The organism is Acidiphilium sp. PM, assembly GCF_000219295.1.
Lineage (GTDB): Bacteria > Pseudomonadota > Alphaproteobacteria > Acetobacterales > Acetobacteraceae > Acidiphilium > Acidiphilium multivorum.
Genome location: NZ_AFPR01000601.1, coordinates 1 through 16,138, shown reverse-complemented (window position 1 = coordinate 16,138; position 16,138 = coordinate 1). Strand labels below are relative to the sequence as shown.

The window sequence follows — 16,138 nt, the reverse complement described above, 5'->3', positions numbered from 1 at the left end:
GCTTTTCATCCTCTGGGACCGCGCGGTGACGCCGCAGAACGTCGCCATTCAGCTCGCCTCGCCGGCGGCCGATCCCCTCGGCCGGGCTGGCGTCTCGGGGGCCGTCAACAACCATTTCCTCGAACGGTTCGGCGCGGCGATCATGATGACGATCATTGGCGGCTCGTTGCAGGTCGCGGCGAACGCCGCCCAGAACAGCGCCGGCAACACGTATCTGGAATACATGAACTCCAGCACGAACCAGATCGCCAACACCACACTGCAACACACGATCGACATTCCGCCCACACTGACCAAGCACCAGGGCGAGAATGTCTCGATCTTCGTTGCCCGCGATCTGAATTTCTCCAAGGTCTATAAGCTGTCGGTTGTCTCGCCATGAGCGAGGGCTGGCGCCCCCGCCTGGACCGCCTGGCGCAGGCAGGACGGCGGCTCAATCGCCATGTCGAAAAGGCCGCCGTCAAATACATTCAATGGCAAGATCGTCGCCACGCGCGCCGGCGGCAGAAATTTCTCCGGCAAGGCTGGCTCTACAGCACGCTTCTGGGACTGTGGCTCGTCCTGATCATCTTGGAACTGCTCGGCCATCAATCAGCCGCGGTCATCCATAGCTCGGCCGGCCTCGGGCTGATCTTCCTGGCTCTGAAAATCTGGCACTCGGCCATGGTCATCAGGGCCAAAAAGCGGGGGGAATTATGAACGGCACCGATTTTTCCGATGACCTCGTGGCGGAAAGCCCAGCCGCGCCGCTGCTCCGCTTCCTGCTCGCCCCGCTGCAACCCTGGCTGAACGATGGGGCCACTGAGGAGCTGTGCATCAACCGGCCCGGCGAGTGCTGGGTGCGGCAGCACGGCGTTTTCGAGCGGTTCAAGGTGCCGCTCGACCGATCGGCGCTGGAAGATATTGCCGTGCTCGCCGGCGCGCTGCGCCGTCAGGATGTCGGCCCTACCTCGCCGCTTTGCTCCACCGAACTGCCAGGCGGCGAACGGCTGCAAGTCTGCCTGCCGCCGGCCGTGCCCACCGGTACGGTCAGCCTGACAATCCGCCGGCCGGGCTCGACGGTCGCGCCGCTCTCCTCCGTCACCTCCAGGTATCAGTCGGACGGATGGAACAGTTGGGCGGAAAACCGGGAAACCCGGAATTTCGCGGAAGCCCTGGAATACTACGATTCCGGCGATCTTGAGGGCTTCCTTGCGGCGGCCGTGCGCTGCCGAATGACCATCCTGCTCTGCGGTGCCACTGGCTCCGGCAAAACCACGATGAGCAAAACGCTGATCTCGGCGATCCCCATGGCAGAGCGGATCATCACCATCGAGGACACGGCGGAGCTGGTGATCCCGCAACCGAATCATGTCCGGCTGCTCTACTCGAAAGACGGCCTTTCCACCGCGAAAATCGACGCCGAGGCACTGTTGCAGGCCAGCCTGCGCATGCGGCCGGATCGGGTGTTCCTGCAAGAGCTGCGCGACGATGCGGCATGGACCTATGTGAACGAGGTGGTTTCGGGGCATCCGGGCTCGATCACCACCATTCACGGCGCCAACCCGGCCCAGGCGTTCAAGAAGCTGTTTTCGCTCATCAAGGGATCCCCGAAGGGCGCTGGCTTCGATGACGCCACGCTTTGCGATCTGCTCGCGGCGGCTGTCGATCTCATCATCCCGTTCGAGACCTCCGGCACCACCTACCGGATCGGCAAGGTCTGGTTCGGCCCGGACGCAGCCAGACGCGGCGAAACGGCCGCCGCCCTTTTGCGGGCCGCCTGATGACCGGGCGCGGCGTGATGCGGCTCCTCGTCGGGCTGGTGCTCGGCCTGGTGTTCTTCACCGTCCTCGCCACGATGATCTTCCTCATCGGGACCGGGTTGTTCTGGCAGTTCCAGCATCCGTTCTGGCAATGGTGGCTCTATCTTTTCGAGGCCAGCGGAGATCCTACCGTGCGGGTCTGGCTGGTCATCAGCGGCGTGCCGGCCTTCGCGATCCCCTTCATCGCCGGGGTCGTTCAGCTTGTGCGCGGCCGGCGCGTCACCGGCTGGTCACTGCGCCGCGATCACGCTCCGACAAAGCCCGTCGATGCGCCGATCCGTGCCCCAACCGACAATCATGGTCATGCCCGCTGGATGACGATGGAGGAGGCCCGCGCACGGTTTCCGGGGCCTGCCCCGGAATATGGCGGCCTTGTCGTGGGCGAGGCGTATGAGGTTCACCGCGACAGCGTTGCCAGCCTGCCGTTCCGGCCGAAGGATCGTTCAACCTGGGGGCAGGGGGGCAAAGCACCCCTGCTGATCGATCCCTGCGAGATTGGCTCAACGCATTGCATGATGTTCGCCGGATCGGGCGGCTATAAAACGACAACGGCCATCTCCACGCTGCTGACATGGACCGGCGCGGCCATTGTCCTTGACCCCTCGGTGGAGCTGGGGCCGATGCTGCGCCAGGCGCGCGAGGCCATGGGCCACAAGGTCTATATGCTTGATCCCCGCACGGCCCGCGAAGTCGGGTTCAACGTGCTGGACTGGATCGATGTCTCCTCCCCGCTCGCAGAAATTGACGTGCAGGCCGTGGTTGAGTGGGTGTGCGGCGACACCAAGCAAGGCGGCGATGAAAACGCCTCTTTCTTCAAGAATAGCGGCAAGGAGCTGGTGACGGCGCTGCTCGCGCACATGCTCTGGGATAAACGCCTTGAACCGCACGAAAAGACCTTGCGGGCCGTCCGCGCGGCCATCGTTACGCCCGAAAAGGAGCTGCGGAACGTCCTGGCCCATATTCACAAGAACTCGCAAAGCCGCCTCGCCCGCGATCTGGCCGGTAGCTTGAAGGACATTGTGGATGAGACCTTTAGCGGCATCTACAAGAACGCCACCCAAGACACGGCCTGGCTTTCAACCGCCGCCTATGCGGATCTTGTCTCCGGCAATGCGTTCCGTTGCGCTGATCTGACGCTCGGCAAGACCACGGTTTTCATCAACATTCCCCTCAAGGCGCTCGATGCTACGCCGGCGGTCGCCCGCGTCATCACGGGTGCTCTGCTGAACGCGGCCTATGAAGCGGATGGCGCGATCGAAGGCCGCGTGTTGTTCCTGCTCGATGAGGCCGCCCGCCTCGGCCCCATGAAAATCCTCGAAACCGCCCGCGACTGCGCCCGGAAATACAAGATCACGCTATTTCCGTTTTATCAGTCGATCGGCCAGCTTCGCGAGCTGTTCGGCCAGGACGGCCCGGCCAAGTGGTTTGAATCGGTCAGCTGGTATGGCTTCGCCGGCGTCAAAACCAAGGCCGTCGCCGAGGAGCTGGCTGCGGCGATCGGCGAATATGGCGTGCTGGCCTGGTCCGAAGGCTCGAACACCGGCAACTCGGCGAAGGGCCTGGAAGCAGGCACGCGCTCGACTGGCCAGACCACAACCTATCATGAGCTGAAACGCCAACTCATCCGCGCCGAGGAAATCATGCACGACATGCGGGATGATGAGCAGATTATCTTCCCGAAATCCGGCCGGCCGCTGCGCTGCGGCCGGGCCATTTATTTCCGGCGGCCCGAGATGGCGGATCGCGTCGGCGAGAACCGCTTTGCCGTCAACGCAACATAGCCACGGGCAGGTACGACGGGGAGAAGGGTGTCAAATTAAATGTCCGTACACGACCCAACGCGGCCATATGCAGCTCCTTTGGGCGATCTCGAAAACAGACGTTCGGGAACGCTCAGCTCTGCAATTAGCCGAAGGGAGCTTCAGGTGAAGTCGCGCTGTCCTGCGAGCCTTGCAAGAGCCTCCCTAGCCCCAAGTGATCCGGCGTCGGCGACGACGGAAATCAGACGGCGCACCTCCTTGCGGGCTTCGGCGCCAGTCACTGCAAGTGGCTCGAGGAGTGCAGCAAGGGTGTCGCCCATGCCGCCATAGCTCCAGAAGTCTCGGTCGCCCCTCCTCCGCTCCACGATCAGACCGGCCCAGCGGAGCAGCCAGCGCCCACGTTGTGCAATGTCTAGACGGGCGGCGAACTTGATAAGCCGCAGTGCCGCAGACGCATTTCCGCATGCCATTTCCGCCCAGCGATCGATCTCGGGCAGAACAGCATCCAAATGTGGCCAATCCTCTGGTAGCGGCGTCATATAGGGACCCATCAGGCCAGCCGCCGTTGCCCACTCCTCGACACGTTCATCATCCAACCCATGCTGCTCAAAAAGCCAGTTGGCCGCTCCGCGCCAAGCGTTCCAGAACCGGTCGTCGGGCGCGCGGTGGCTATCGATGAGTTCCCTTATCACCGCCTCGAGGTAATCGCTGACCATCTGTTGGGCATGGTCGCCGCCTTGGATTCCCGTTAGCACCCGCCAAAAGTCGGGCTCACCGGCCCGAGCCGCGTGGCGGCCGACGGCAGTAGCCAGTGCGTCGGCCCATTCGTACGGGAAGTGACTGTCGGACCCTTTTCTGCCCGCTTCCATGTAAGCACGCAACCAGTCTAAAAGTTTGCTCAAGTAGTGCTTCGATTGTTTGGCGAGGGCGGAATCGGCAACGACGGCGTCCATATCGACGACCCCAAGCAGTTTGCCGGCACGCGTCCACTCGAAGACCCAACCGGTCCGTACCAAGCCGACCCTAAACGGCCAACTCCGCTTCCTCGTGCGGTATATCCGCCGGCGCGCAACGGGCATAGGCAGGCGTGGCACGCGCGGATCGGCCCAGGGCAGACGCCAGCCACGAAGGCTTCTCTTCTGGAGCCGCATATTTGCTCGTTGCGCGCGCGCCACTTCGCGCTCCGGATTGGGACGCCAGCTACGTGGGATCCGATGGACACATCGATCGAACGCGATGACTGCAAGGTCCCAGCTTTCTCGCGTTTGGGCCTTCCAGTCCAGCCCGGCAAGGAGCGCGGCACTTGGCTCTGTAAGCCGCCCGGATGCTATGAAGCGCGCGGAGGCCAGCACGTCGGCTCCGGCACGGCCGCGTGCGATGAGGGCCGCGGCGCCCCTCGCGCCGTACAGCAACGGATGCATCGCAAGGACTGCGTCGTCCACAAGTGAGCTATCGCACTCGGTAGAGCTGAGGGTCCGGCAACCCGCAACAATCGTCTTCGCGATCCATTCGCCCTCCTCGTCTAGAAAAGCGTCCGAGCCAAACCGCGCGGCTACCCACGCCGTCCCCACAATCGCTGCGCCTGCCATCTGTAGCCGGAACGAGATAGACTCCGTCATCTCCTTCGGCTGAGGCGATTCCTGCAGGCGCTTCGCAAGTTCCATGGCTTGCGCGAGGGTGATTGCCCCATCGACCGCATTGGCTTGTTCAGTCCCGCAAACCCAGTTCATCAGGGACATGACCCTGGCGAATTCTTGGTACTCTTCCTGCGCCTGCAGGACTTGCTCGACCTGCTCTGCGGGTGGCTCTAGCCAGACCTGGAGGCCGGCCCCCATTGGATCCCGCTCCATAATGACGCTCGCTGGATCGGCATCCGACCGGATGCGGATGAGCCGGTGCTCAAGTTGGCCGATTCGCTCTTCATTCTGAAGTTCATCCTCGTAGGTTGCGAGATCCGAAATCGTCCAACCCTGTCTGGCTGCCTCAAGTAAAGCCTTCGCGCCTTCGCTCGCTTGGAGATGAAATCGCAGAAGCAGATCCTGGGTGAGGAACTTTCGCTGCCGCCACCGTTGCCAGATACGATCGGCTTCATAAAAGTGGCGGTCTAAGCGCATGAATCCCAGCGGGTGCTTATAGCTCTGAAGCGAATTGAACCTGCGCGCCTCGTAGTCCCAGAGTTTAGCAGTGGCAAGGAATGGGGCCGCCGCGTCAAGTACACCAGGCTCTTTCACGCATAGTGCGATGGCGCAGATGAGTACAGCAGCCGTCGTCGCCAAACCGTTGCGCTGCAAGACAAGACGACAAATTTCCTCCATCGGTCGCTTCGCGCGCAGCTGGACCCAAATCCACTCATCAAGTGCGAGGTAACACGACCCCAGGACATGCGATCCGAGCACGCCTTGCGACCACTGATACTCGAACTCGTTTCCCCACAGCGGAATCCTCCCCCAGGACGTCGGCACCAACACGGGTCGCAAGGGACGCCGTTCTCGCCGACGATAATAGTTTCTGAGATAGACGGAGGCCCGCATCTCCAACCGATGGAAAAGCCGCAATCCTTCTACCTCATTCTGCTCGAAGAGAGCCGCAAACCCTGCGCGGTCCGGAGCGGGGGGGAAAAACCCGCTTCCGTGGCGGATGCCGGCGTCATGGTAGCTGTGAGTGTCGAAGCAGTCGCTGTACCCAATCATGCCGCCGTAGCGTGGTTTGCGCTCGTGTGGAGTGAAATGGGCGATCAGCAAATCAGTATACGCCTTCGGAAGCGCTGCAGGAATTTGCCCGTGATGCTCGATTAGGTCCTCAACCTCGTTCCGCAGGCAGGTCCGTTTTGTCAGGCGTTCGACGTACGCCTGCACATCCCCGGGAGCCGCAGCAGCGCCCCGCGCCACTGCGTTCCGAAGCAGCCGCTCCGGCTCGCGCCAACTGCGGTATTCAACCTCGTCAAATGGCCGACGCCTGTCGTCCCGGTTCTCCGGGTGCTCGCAATCCTCGATCTCAGTAAGCAGCGAAAGCGATGCTCGCACTACGGCATTCACAATCGGCCATCCTAGGCCCTGCGTGAAGGTGCACCACGTATGCGCGACTTGCGAGAGTAGTGGTATGACTGGTGCGGGCCAGCCGCGCCACTTCCAAACGGACCAACGGATGAATGCAGCCCAGCTACGCAGAATTGGCACTCGGTGCTGGACAGATGCCGTGTCGGCGGTTCCCTCGTCCGCGGGAGTTTCCTTTATCCGGAATTCGGAGACCAACAACGTCTCGACTAAGTCGCGCAACAATTTAGCGCCCTCGGCGAGCAGCGTCGGTTCGAGCACATTCAGTATCTCAGTTGAGCGCTCCGAGTAGAGCGGTGCCACAATGAGGCTGCGGAGCCACGCGGGATCGAGGTCGGGCTCTGCCCGGAACCGGGCCGCCGCTTGCACCCAACCCTGCGGGCCAGACGGATCTTCCAAGAGAGCCTGGCCATAGATCCGCATCGCTCGCAGCCACGCGAGCGGCTCGTCAGCCACCCGCAGCAGCGCGGGAAGCTCGGTCTGATGTGACAGGAAAGTTCGCGCCAAAATCCAGTCTTCGTGGACGTCGTGCGACATGAGGATCGCATCGCGGCCGGGTGCCAAACGCACCGCTTCCTCGCGTTCCAGGCTCAGTAGTCCCTCAGGATCGAGATCCGCCCGCCCCGGGCGACGCGCGGGCCGTGTGAGCAACAGGTCCCCGATTTGGGCGAGCGCACGATCCCGCCGCGGGTCAGGCGGAGCGGATGCCGCCCCCCTCGTGGCCCATGCATCGGAGAGCTGAACCTCGGTCGCCGTTGCGCCGAGATGTGGGGACGCGAGCATCTCCCGAAGGAGGAACAATATTCTGTTCCGGTCACCGAGGTCGCTTCTAGAGGCGACCGCCGCCAAGGCCGGAAGTGCCCGTCCGATCGTCTGGACGTCCTCGATTTCTACCCCGGCAACGACCAGGCGTCTCCCAGCAGGGAGGCCCGCCGCGGCCAGTGCGTCGGCAGCGAGGTCTCTCGATTGGAAGTCACGAGCGCTCACCACAATGGACCACCGGTCCCGGAGCGGACTCGCCGATATTGCGGCGAGCAGATCCTCAACCACGGGCCGCCGCTCCGACAGAAGTAACCGGTCGGCGCCATCGATTGCCAGCAAGCACGGGCCGCGGCTCGCGAATTCGACCACGACCTCATCGGCCGACAGAGTCACGCCGAGTTGGCCGGCGAAAGCGGTCCAGGCGCGTCCATCGACCCTGTCGTCCTTTAGGACGAGCACTGGCGTCCCGAAGCGCTCGCAGAGCCGTCGCAGAACGGCGGACTTGCCCGCGCCGCCCTCGCCCACGATGCGCAGTACGCCGTCACCGCGGAGAACCTCCATCCCCTCCTGCACTAGCTTGCTTCGAATGAGACTCAGCCCGCCCGGCTGGCCGCGGCGCGGACCGATGTGACAGACGATTGACGCGAGCGCGGCTCCTCCTGCGTCCTCCAGCCCGGCAATCCCAACACGGACGCGCCGGCTAGGAAGGAGCCCGTACTGCTGCGGGAGCGCAGCGAGAAGCAACGGGCGCGTATAGCTTCCGGCGAGCTTGCCGTCCCTAAGCGCGGCGCTTCTCAGTTCGGACAGAAGGCTCGACGCAGTAGAGGAGTCCGTGACCTCGCCCGCGAGCAGGTCGATAGCGGCTTGGCGGGCGAGCGATGTAGAAACGGCAAAATCCGCGACGACGACCCGCAGACGGCGCAGCACCTCGTAGGGCGCATGCGCCGCCTCATGTTCCAATGCCTTACGGACCGCGCCCAGGAAGGTGCGCTTACCATCATTCAGCACACCGTTCTGAGACCAGACGTTTTCGAATATCTCCCAGTGGTCCTGTGCGCGGGCAGATTCCAGGAGAGTATCAACGTCGCCAATGTCTGGTGTGATTGTTCCCGCGACTATAGATGCGGTCCACGCGCTCTGGTCCGCCTTGACGTGGGCCCACAGCGACACGACCAGCTTCCGAAAGTCCTCGGTATCGCCCAGCGAATAGGTTCGCTTGGCCTGAAGATATGCCACGGTCGCGGTAGCGTCCTGCAAACGGCCCTCGACCGTAAAATCGTCGAATCCGAGCGGGCCAGCCCGATGCTGAAGTGACACGCGACTGGGTTCTAGGCCGGGCGGAAGCATGCGGTCTGTGCCACCCGCGAGCAGACGCGCGAGGAGCGCCGCTGCCACATCGACCTCGTAATCTGTACCGCCCCCACCTGTCGACGTGTATGAAGCCTTCAACGCCGCCCCTCCTCACGGGCCAACGCAAGAACGCGCGCCCTTGTCAGCGTACTTCTGCGAGGCCGGCTTGCCCAGCACAACGACTCGTTACTGGAAATTACATTATCTTCGGACAGGCAGACATTTTGTCCCCGGCCAGATCCAGGGATGAATCGCGGGTCTGGTCCCGCAGCATCGCAGTCGGAAAGCGGACCAGCCGGAATCCCCCCAAGCCGGGCATAATCGAAGCCCGCGCTAAAACGAATTCGCGACCAGCATTTCCCCGGCTTGCGTCGTGTATCGGGGGGAGAGATTTTGCCGGCGTGCGCCCCATGATGGCGTTGTGGCCGTCGAAGCGATCCGCAGGGTTCCGCGCCCGAACCGAGCGTTGATCGCATCCATAGCTTTCATCGCGGCGGCCGATTGGTCACGGTCGAAGCTGGCGAACAGAACGGCCTGGCGCCGCGCCGGTGCCAGGTCCTGAAGCATTACCCCCGCCTTGAAATATCGGTATCCAGGACGCCAGACGGCCCGCAACAGCCTTATCGCCTCGCCGATCAACAGACCGGTATCAGCCGTGGGCTCGATCTGGGCCTGCCTCTGCGCCGAATACCACGGGTCACCGTTATGTGGGTTCGTATGAGTGAAGACCCCGATCTGGCCAGCCTCAAGCCCCTCGGCGCGGAGCTTCTCCGCCGCGCGCGCAGCGAAGGTACAGATGGCCTCGCGCAGTTCGGCCGGCTTGTCGATCATGTGTCCGAAGCTGCGGCTTACCGCGATTCCCTTCCGTGTTGGCGCCATCAGCGATAGCGGCAGGCAGGAGGCGCCGCGCAACTCCGTCTGCACCCTCGCGCCGGTCACGGTCAGCAGGTCGCGCATCACGCGCGGATCCGCCCGCACGAAATCCGCGATCGTGGCGATCCCAGCCGTGGCGAGTTTTGCCCCGGCCTGGCCGCCGATGCCCCAGACCTCGTCGACCGGCAGCCGTTCGTAGTGCCGCGCCCGAAGCTCCGGATCGCGCAGGTCGCACACGCCACCCAGCGCCGTCTCCTTTTTCGACACCTTGTTGGCGAGCTTGGCGATCGTCTTGGTCGGGCCGATCCCGACACAGGTGGGGATCTTGGCGATCTGTCGGACATCGCGCCGGAGATCGCGACAGAACCGGTCGAGATCCGGGATACCATCGAGATCGAGGAACATCTCGTCGATCGAATAGGGCTCAACTTGTGGCACCCGTTCAGTGAGCACGTCGTAGACCCGGCGGCTCATGTCGCCGTAAAGGGCATAATTGCTCGACCGCCATTCGACGGCCCTGCTCTCCGGACGCTTGCGGAACAGGTGCCAGGGCTCGCCCATCCTGATCCCGAGCGCCTTGGCCTCCGGCGTTCGGGCGATGGCGCAGCCGTCATTGTTGGACAGCACCACAAGCGGGCGGGAGCGCAGTTCCGGCGCAAACGCCTGTTCGGCCGAGCAATAGAAGGAATTGCCGTCGATCAGCCCGAAGGTCGGCATTGTGATCAGACCTGTGTTCGCACCAAGCCGGTGATGATCGCCCAGATTTCGGCGTCATCGCCTTCGACGGGGACGGGCTCGGTGCCGGCGCGGCCGGAGAGCAGTTGCCACTGGCCGTTGCGCCAGGCGAGCTGGGCGACCAGCACGTCGCCAGCCAGCATCACCACAGCGACCTTGCCGGGCGCCGGCGGAGTGGCGGCATCGGCGATCAGGATATCGCCGGAGAGGATGCCGCGGCGGGCCAGCGCATCGCCAGCTACGCGCACGGGGTAGCGGCTGGGCCGGCGGAGATCGAGGATCTCGGACAGATCGATCGGTCCCTCCAAGCTATCACCTGCGGGGCTGACGAAACCTGTGGTATTCCCGCCTGTGTAGCTTCCCATGTACGCCTCCATCGACTAGAACATATGAAGAACATTTCAGGAGAGCAAGAGGGGGTCATGTGCGGACGCTTCGCAGCCTTCCAGCCGGTCGAGGCGACTAGAAAGCTATTCGGAGCGGTCAATGCCGCGCCGAGCGATGCACGACCGTCCTGGAATATCGCGCCGTCGCAACGGGCGCTGGTCATACGCCATCACCCGGAAACTGGCGAGCGGCGCATCGATCTTCTGAGCTGGGGTCTGGTGCCGCACTGGACCAAGGATCTCAAGGAGGCCCGCCGGCCGATCAACGCCCGGGCAGAGACCGTGGCAACCTCGCCGATGTTCAAGCAGGCGTTCACGGCCCGGCGCTGCCTCGTGCCGGTTGACGCCTGGTATGAGTGGCAGGTGACGCCGAACGGCAAGCGACCGTTCGCCTTTGCCCGCACGGATCGCACAACGATGGCCTTCGCCGGCCTCTGGGAAAGTTGGAACACGCCGGGCACGGGGAAAGTGCTCCGCACCTTCACCATCATTACCACGTCCGCCAATGCCATGGCCGCGCCAGTGCATGACCGCATGCCGGTTATCCTCGATGCAGACGATTGGCCGCTCTGGCTTGGCGAAAGGACAGGGGAGCCGGCTGCTTTACTCCGGCCGGCTCCGGATATGATGATCGAGGCATGGCCCGTCGGGCGATCTGTCAACTCGCCCCAGAATAACGGACCGGAACTCCTTTCGCTGCTTGCCGAACATAAAGACTTGTATCTAACCAATCCGGCAGATGGTTGATTGGCAGTGCCGCTCCAGTGACAGCATCATCGATGACGATATGGGCATAAAGGACGTGCTGCGCGGCGGTCCCGATGAAGGATCGTTGGCAAAAAAATCCCGAAATCCTCATACAGTTACGCACCGGACTTCTGCAACAGAAAATCCCGCTTGTGTCCTATAGGGCAGGGGTGGTGTGAAATTCCTGATTTAATCCGTATTTTTGCTGATATCGATCAATATTTTCAACCATCTCATGATGATAGACTATAGATATAGCTAATAGGTAAAAAATGTTCCGGCTTGGGATTCCAAGGATTTATAACCTTAATTTCCCCGCCAGTCGCTGCTTTGTTTTTAATTTTCATTGTATGCACTATAAATAAAGCATTTGTAATTTTATTATTTTGAGTGTGAGTAAATTCATTTCTTGTGATTACAACTTTACTCCCATCCGTGGTAGTTCCTTTTACCTCAACATGTATCTCTTTTTCATTTTTCCGACAAAGGAGGTCATAGGGATTTCTGGACGAAACGTCCTCTACTGTATATCCTTTGCTCTCGAAATAATTTATTGCTAGACCCATTGCTCGGCTTTCTAATGCACTCCGTTCCTTTGCATCGCGCGCAAACCCTTGTCCCTGCGAGCTAGCAATTGCCTTTTCTATGGCTTCGGTGACTTCCCGGTCTGCGTCTGACTCCGGCGCAAAAAGAATATTACTCCCATTGTAATTTTTGATAAATTTAATCGCTTTCTGAATCCACTTAGATGATTCAGATGATTTTTGTTCGCCATTATTTTTCAGAGAATAGCAAACATTGGTCTTGCCAAAACCGCCCTTACCTCCTGGTATCACGTATGTTCTATTACATTCAGGCAGAAGAACGCTTTTTGATTTTTTTGCAGAGCAGAAGTGATCATGTATTGTTTGATCTCCTGCATTTTTTTGTTTTTCTTTGAAGACTGTGGCATTCCCGTACCAACCCACTATCACCTGCCCTTTATCAGGTGATTTGGCTACCATAACTACGAGAACGTCTTTGACGGAATCGGCATCAGCCGCCTTTGGATCAATACGTTTAAGATTAACCGTATTGCTGCGCATGGATGGCTGGAAGTAGCCGTATAATAAATCATTGCATGCTTTAAAGTTATAGATTTCATGTCCAATTCTGTTCTGATTATATCTTCCACCTCCAACAGGACGCTCATCGCCAGGGACTGACCCATTATAAAAGCCCATCCATCCAACACGAACAAATAGAACTTTATTCATTAAATCCTCCAAATAGTTTTAATTTTTAGATCGTATTGATAAAAGTCATCTTTCACCGCGTTTGGGCCAACTTCCGAACAACTTCAAACTGAGTAACGATAGACTCTATCGAGAATCGAACTGCACCATTGTGACTCATCCGAGGCCGCCATAGGTGAAGCAGAAATTTCTGGGCGCTCATAAACATTATTTTTGCCCTTTAGAATGTTTCATATCGACGATATTTCGTCATCTGCGATCATATTGAATGTGATGTTGTCATCAGTGAATTGGGTCTGGCTGCATTCCTCGTCGATCACGCTTAGGTCGATCCGATCGGACACATTCAGGATCGCGGTCCGGACGATGGACACATTGGGCAGGTTGAGAGTTTTGATATGCCGCTGGATCGCCCCCAGAAAGGACAGGAGGGCTCGCAGCTCCTCGCGGGTCCGCACGGGTTTCATACCGATATCCAGACGATAGGCGCCCGCAGGTTTTGGCGAATCTTCCGAAAGCACGGGGTCGTCCGGATCCATTGGCTGAATCGGTATTGGATACAGCGGGTTGTTTTCGGGCGTATTCCAGAAGTCCGAGTAAGGTGGGTCAGCTGGCATCGTCGCTTCTCCCAGAATCCACGTTATAGAACTTCCCGGCAAGTCGCCGGCAACTCACAGTCCAATTCGGCCGTGTATTTCTGCGCCTTATGAATAGCCCCTGCAGCAGCGACAATCAAACAATGCGATACCGTCATTTCTGCCCCCTCATCCTGACAGCCACTCTCTGAGCTTCGACCATCGGCGCCGCCCCGAGACATTCCGCACGGCGATGGCGACAGCACGCCGACTGCCGACCAGAACGACCAGTCGCCGGCCACGCGTGATGCCGGTGTAGAGCAGGTTCCGCTGCAGCATCACGTAGTGCTGGGTCAGCACCGGAATGACGACGACAGGGTATTCCGAGCCCTGGGACTTGTGGATCGTCGCCGCATAGGCCGGCACCAGCGCGTCCAGCTCGCCGAGACCGTAGACCACCTCCCGTCCATCGAAGCCGACGCCAACCTCCCCGGCCTCCGCATCGACCCGGGCAATAAAGCCGATATCACCGTTGTAGACCTCTCGATCGTAGTCGTTCTCGATCTGCATGACCTTGTCGCCGGGGGCGTAGGTCCAGCCGAATCTCTCGACCCGCGGTTCCGCCGCGCCGTTCAGCGCCGCCTGCAGGGTGATGTTGAGTGACCGTGCGCCGACCCCGCCCCGGGCCATAGGACAGAGCACCTGGATGTCGCGGATCGGATCCAGTCCGAACCGGCGCGGAATCCGCGTCTTCACCAGCTCGACAATCCGCTCGACCGCCGTCTCCGGCTCGTCGGCCGCCACGAAATGGAAATCGCTCTCGGGATCGGCGCGGCCGAGATCGAGGATCTCCCCGCGATTGACGCTATGCGCCACAGTTATGATCCGGCTTGCCGCTGCCTGGCGGAAGATCTCCGTCAGCCGCACCACCGGTACCGCGCCAGACCCGATCAGGTCCGCGAGCACCTGCCCCGGTCCCACCGAGGGAAGCTGGTCGACATCTCCCACCACAAGCAGCGCCGCCTCGTCGGGGATCGCCCTGGTCAGGGCATGCATCAACGGCACGTCCACCATCGAGGTCTCGTCGATCACCAGCAGGTCGCATTCCAGCGAATGGTCGACGCCGCGGCGGAAGCCGCCGCTCGCAGGATCTACCTCGAGCAGGCGGTGGATCGTCTTCGCCTCGACCCCCGTCGTCTCGGCAAGACGCTTGGCTGCCCGGCCGGTCGGCGCGGCGAGCAGAATGCGGACGGATTTTGCAGCGAGGATACGCAGGATCGCCCGGACGATCGTGGTCTTGCCGACACCCGGTCCGCCGGTGATCACCAGCAGCTTCGCGGTCAGCGCCAGCCGCACCGCCTCACTCTGGCTCGCCGCCAAATTCATGCCGAGATGGCTTTCCACCCAGCCGATCGCCTTGTCGGCATCGATCGATGGCCAGGATGTTGCACCAGAGGCAATAATTCGCAGCCGCTCGGCGATACCCTTTTCCGCCCGATACAAGCCGGCCAGGAACACACAGTCAGTGCCCGCCACCTGATCGGCGATCACCGTGCCCTCTGCCAGTTCGAGGTCGAGTGCCGTCCCGATCAGCGGCGCCGGCACCTCTAGCAGCGTTTCGGCGAGCGAGACCAGTTCGCCAGCCGGCAGGCCACAATGGCCATCATCCATTGCCGTCGCCAGAGCATGTCCGATGCCGGCGCGCACACGGATCATCGCATCCCTGGCGATGCCAAGCTTCTCCGCGATCGCATCCGCTGTCCGGAAGCCAATCCCCCTGATATCGCGCGCCAGCCGATAAGGGTTCTCGCTCATCACCTGCACGGCGTCAGCGCCGTAGGTCTTGAAGATCCGCACGGCGCGGGCCGTGCTCACCCCATGGCTGTGCAGGAACACCATGATCTCCCGCACCACCTTCTGCTCGGCCCAGGCATCTACGATCCGCCTGGCCCGCACCGCGCCGATACCAGGCACCTCGCGCAGGCGCTCGGGCTTTGCCTCGATCACGTCGAACACCGTCTCGCCGAAGGCTCGGATCAGTTTCTTCGCATACACCGGCCCGATGCCGCGGATCATGCCAGAGGCCAGATAGCGCTCGATCCCCTCGGCCGTGGTCGGCGCCGATGTCCGCAGGAACCTCGACCGGAATTGCTGGCCATGCACCCGGTCGTTTACCCATTCACCGCTCGCGGTCAGCCACTCACCAGCGCTGATCGTCGCGGCATGCCCGATGACTGTAACGAGATCACGGTGCCCCCGGGCTTTCACCCGCAACACGCAAAAGCCGTTCTCGACATTGTGGAACGTCACCCGCTCAACCAGGCCAGCGAGGACCTCGCGATCGGGTGTCTGAGCAGGGGCAGTGGCAATAAAATGGTTCCCCATCACCCCATGCGACGCTGTCTTCGGGCGCCGGTCAAGTCAGTCGCAGGCGCGTCTGCTTACGCGGCACGGCTCCAAGGGGAGGGGCAAAAAAATGGCGGCCATTGAGGCCGCCAAGTTTAGGGAGGAAACGTCCAAAAAGGCGAGGCAGTGCCTCGCGCAAGACCGATATAGCGCGGCAGTACGCTGTCGTCTTATATATTTTGTGCAACGCAGCATTGTTGCCTGTCATGACCCGGAGCAACGGGGTGGAATTCCTGGCGCCGGTTATGGAATTGGCCGTGCCAGAAAGCAGCAGGGACGACAGCAATTCCTCAAGGAACTGGATCCAAAACCCTACCGCCCGCGGCTACGCTTCCGGTTTTCCTGCTCAACAGGCCGATCCTCGGCTTGGCGCTGCGCCTCACGGCGATGCCCCTCCAGCGCTTTCAGTAGGCGGGCGCGAGCACTCCGGTGAGCAGCCTCGATCAACGGCCGC

At 61.2% G+C, this 16,138-nt stretch carries 11 protein-coding genes; 5 read left to right on the top strand and 6 right to left on the bottom strand.

Annotated features, from left to right (window positions below):
• The 4 genes from APM_RS19335 to APM_RS19320 form a co-directional block, all read left to right on the top strand.
• Window positions 1-382, top strand: a 382-nt coding sequence (locus tag APM_RS19335) for a TrbI/VirB10 family protein (protein WP_007425045.1), incomplete at its 5' end; no start/stop codon positions are given.
• Entirely contained in the window at window positions 379-699 is a 321-nt protein-coding gene (locus APM_RS19330; protein ID WP_007425085.1) for a hypothetical protein, read from the top strand. The genes APM_RS19335 and APM_RS19330, both read left to right, overlap by 4 nt.
• On the top strand, window positions 696-1,763 hold the full coding sequence (gene virB11, locus APM_RS19325; protein ID WP_007425084.1) for a P-type DNA transfer ATPase VirB11: 1,068 nt from the start codon (window positions 696-698) through the stop codon (window positions 1,761-1,763). Before APM_RS19330 ends, virB11 begins: the two co-directional genes overlap by 4 nt.
• Window positions 1,763-3,583 (top strand): type IV secretory system conjugative DNA transfer family protein, encoded by a 1,821-nt coding sequence (locus APM_RS19320; RefSeq protein ID WP_007425083.1) that lies wholly within the window; start codon window positions 1,763-1,765, stop codon window positions 3,581-3,583. The genes virB11 and APM_RS19320 overlap by 1 nt, the downstream gene beginning before the upstream one ends.
• 140 nt (window positions 3,584-3,723) lie before the next feature.
• Here the strand turns inward: APM_RS19320 and APM_RS19315 are convergent, their stop codons facing one another.
• The 3 genes from APM_RS19315 to APM_RS19305 all read right to left on the bottom strand — a co-directional run bounded on the left by APM_RS19315 (window position 3,724) and on the right by APM_RS19305 (window position 10,700).
• Complete coding sequence (locus APM_RS19315) at window positions 3,724-8,772, bottom strand: hypothetical protein (protein WP_039889346.1); 5,049 nt, start codon at window positions 8,770-8,772, stop codon at window positions 3,724-3,726.
• 288 nt (window positions 8,773-9,060) lie between these two features.
• Window positions 9,061-10,317 carry a Y-family DNA polymerase gene (locus tag APM_RS19310; RefSeq protein WP_007425081.1) on the bottom strand — a complete coding sequence of 419 codons (1,257 nt, stop codon included), beginning with the start codon at window positions 10,315-10,317 and terminating at the stop codon, window positions 9,061-9,063.
• Window positions 10,318-10,322: 5 nt separating this feature from the next.
• Entirely contained in the window at window positions 10,323-10,700 is a 378-nt protein-coding gene (locus APM_RS19305) for a LexA family transcriptional regulator (protein WP_039889348.1), read from the bottom strand.
• A 57-nt stretch (window positions 10,701-10,757) separates the two neighbouring features.
• Here APM_RS19305 and APM_RS19300 point away from each other — a divergent pair, with 57 nt between their 5' ends.
• Window positions 10,758-11,468 (top strand): SOS response-associated peptidase, encoded by a 711-nt coding sequence (locus APM_RS19300; protein WP_039889343.1) that lies wholly within the window; start codon window positions 10,758-10,760, stop codon window positions 11,466-11,468.
• Between the two features lie 233 nt (window positions 11,469-11,701).
• Here the strand turns inward: APM_RS19300 and APM_RS21065 are convergent, their stop codons facing one another.
• The 3 genes from APM_RS21065 to APM_RS19290 all read right to left on the bottom strand — a co-directional run bounded on the left by APM_RS21065 (window position 11,702) and on the right by APM_RS19290 (window position 15,663).
• Window positions 11,702-12,724, bottom strand: a complete 1,023-nt coding sequence (locus tag APM_RS21065; protein ID WP_007425078.1) for a protein NO VEIN domain-containing protein — start codon at window positions 12,722-12,724, stop codon at window positions 11,702-11,704.
• A 209-nt stretch (window positions 12,725-12,933) separates the two neighbouring features.
• Entirely contained in the window at window positions 12,934-13,320 is a 387-nt protein-coding gene (locus APM_RS19295; RefSeq protein WP_138919289.1) for a hypothetical protein, read from the bottom strand.
• Between the two features lie 147 nt (window positions 13,321-13,467).
• Window positions 13,468-15,663 carry an ATP-dependent RecD-like DNA helicase gene (locus APM_RS19290; RefSeq protein WP_039889341.1) on the bottom strand — a complete coding sequence of 732 codons (2,196 nt, stop codon included), beginning with the start codon at window positions 15,661-15,663 and terminating at the stop codon, window positions 13,468-13,470.
• Window positions 15,664-16,138 lie beyond the last annotated feature (475 nt).

What these genes read in the sequence shown, in the direction of transcription:
- APM_RS19330 (WP_007425085.1), top strand. Translation starts at nt 379, where the DNA reads ATGAGCGAGGGCTGGCGCCCCCGCCTGGACCGCCTGGCGCAGGCAGGA.
- virB11 (WP_007425084.1), top strand. Translation starts at nt 696, where the DNA reads ATGAACGGCACCGATTTTTCCGATGACCTCGTGGCGGAAAGCCCAGCC.
- APM_RS19320 (WP_007425083.1), top strand. Translation starts at nt 1,763, where the DNA reads ATGACCGGGCGCGGCGTGATGCGGCTCCTCGTCGGGCTGGTGCTCGGC.
- APM_RS19310 (WP_007425081.1), bottom strand. Translation starts at nt 10,317, where the DNA reads ATGCCGACCTTCGGGCTGATCGACGGCAATTCCTTCTATTGCTCGGCC.
- APM_RS19305 (WP_039889348.1), bottom strand. Translation starts at nt 10,700, where the DNA reads ATGGGAAGCTACACAGGCGGGAATACCACAGGTTTCGTCAGCCCCGCA.
- APM_RS19300 (WP_039889343.1), top strand. Translation starts at nt 10,758, where the DNA reads ATGTGCGGACGCTTCGCAGCCTTCCAGCCGGTCGAGGCGACTAGAAAG.
- APM_RS21065 (WP_007425078.1), bottom strand. Translation starts at nt 12,724, where the DNA reads ATGAATAAAGTTCTATTTGTTCGTGTTGGATGGATGGGCTTTTATAAT.
- APM_RS19295 (WP_138919289.1), bottom strand. Translation starts at nt 13,320, where the DNA reads ATGCCAGCTGACCCACCTTACTCGGACTTCTGGAATACGCCCGAAAAC.
- APM_RS19290 (WP_039889341.1), bottom strand. Translation starts at nt 15,663, where the DNA reads ATGGGGAACCATTTTATTGCCACTGCCCCTGCTCAGACACCCGATCGC.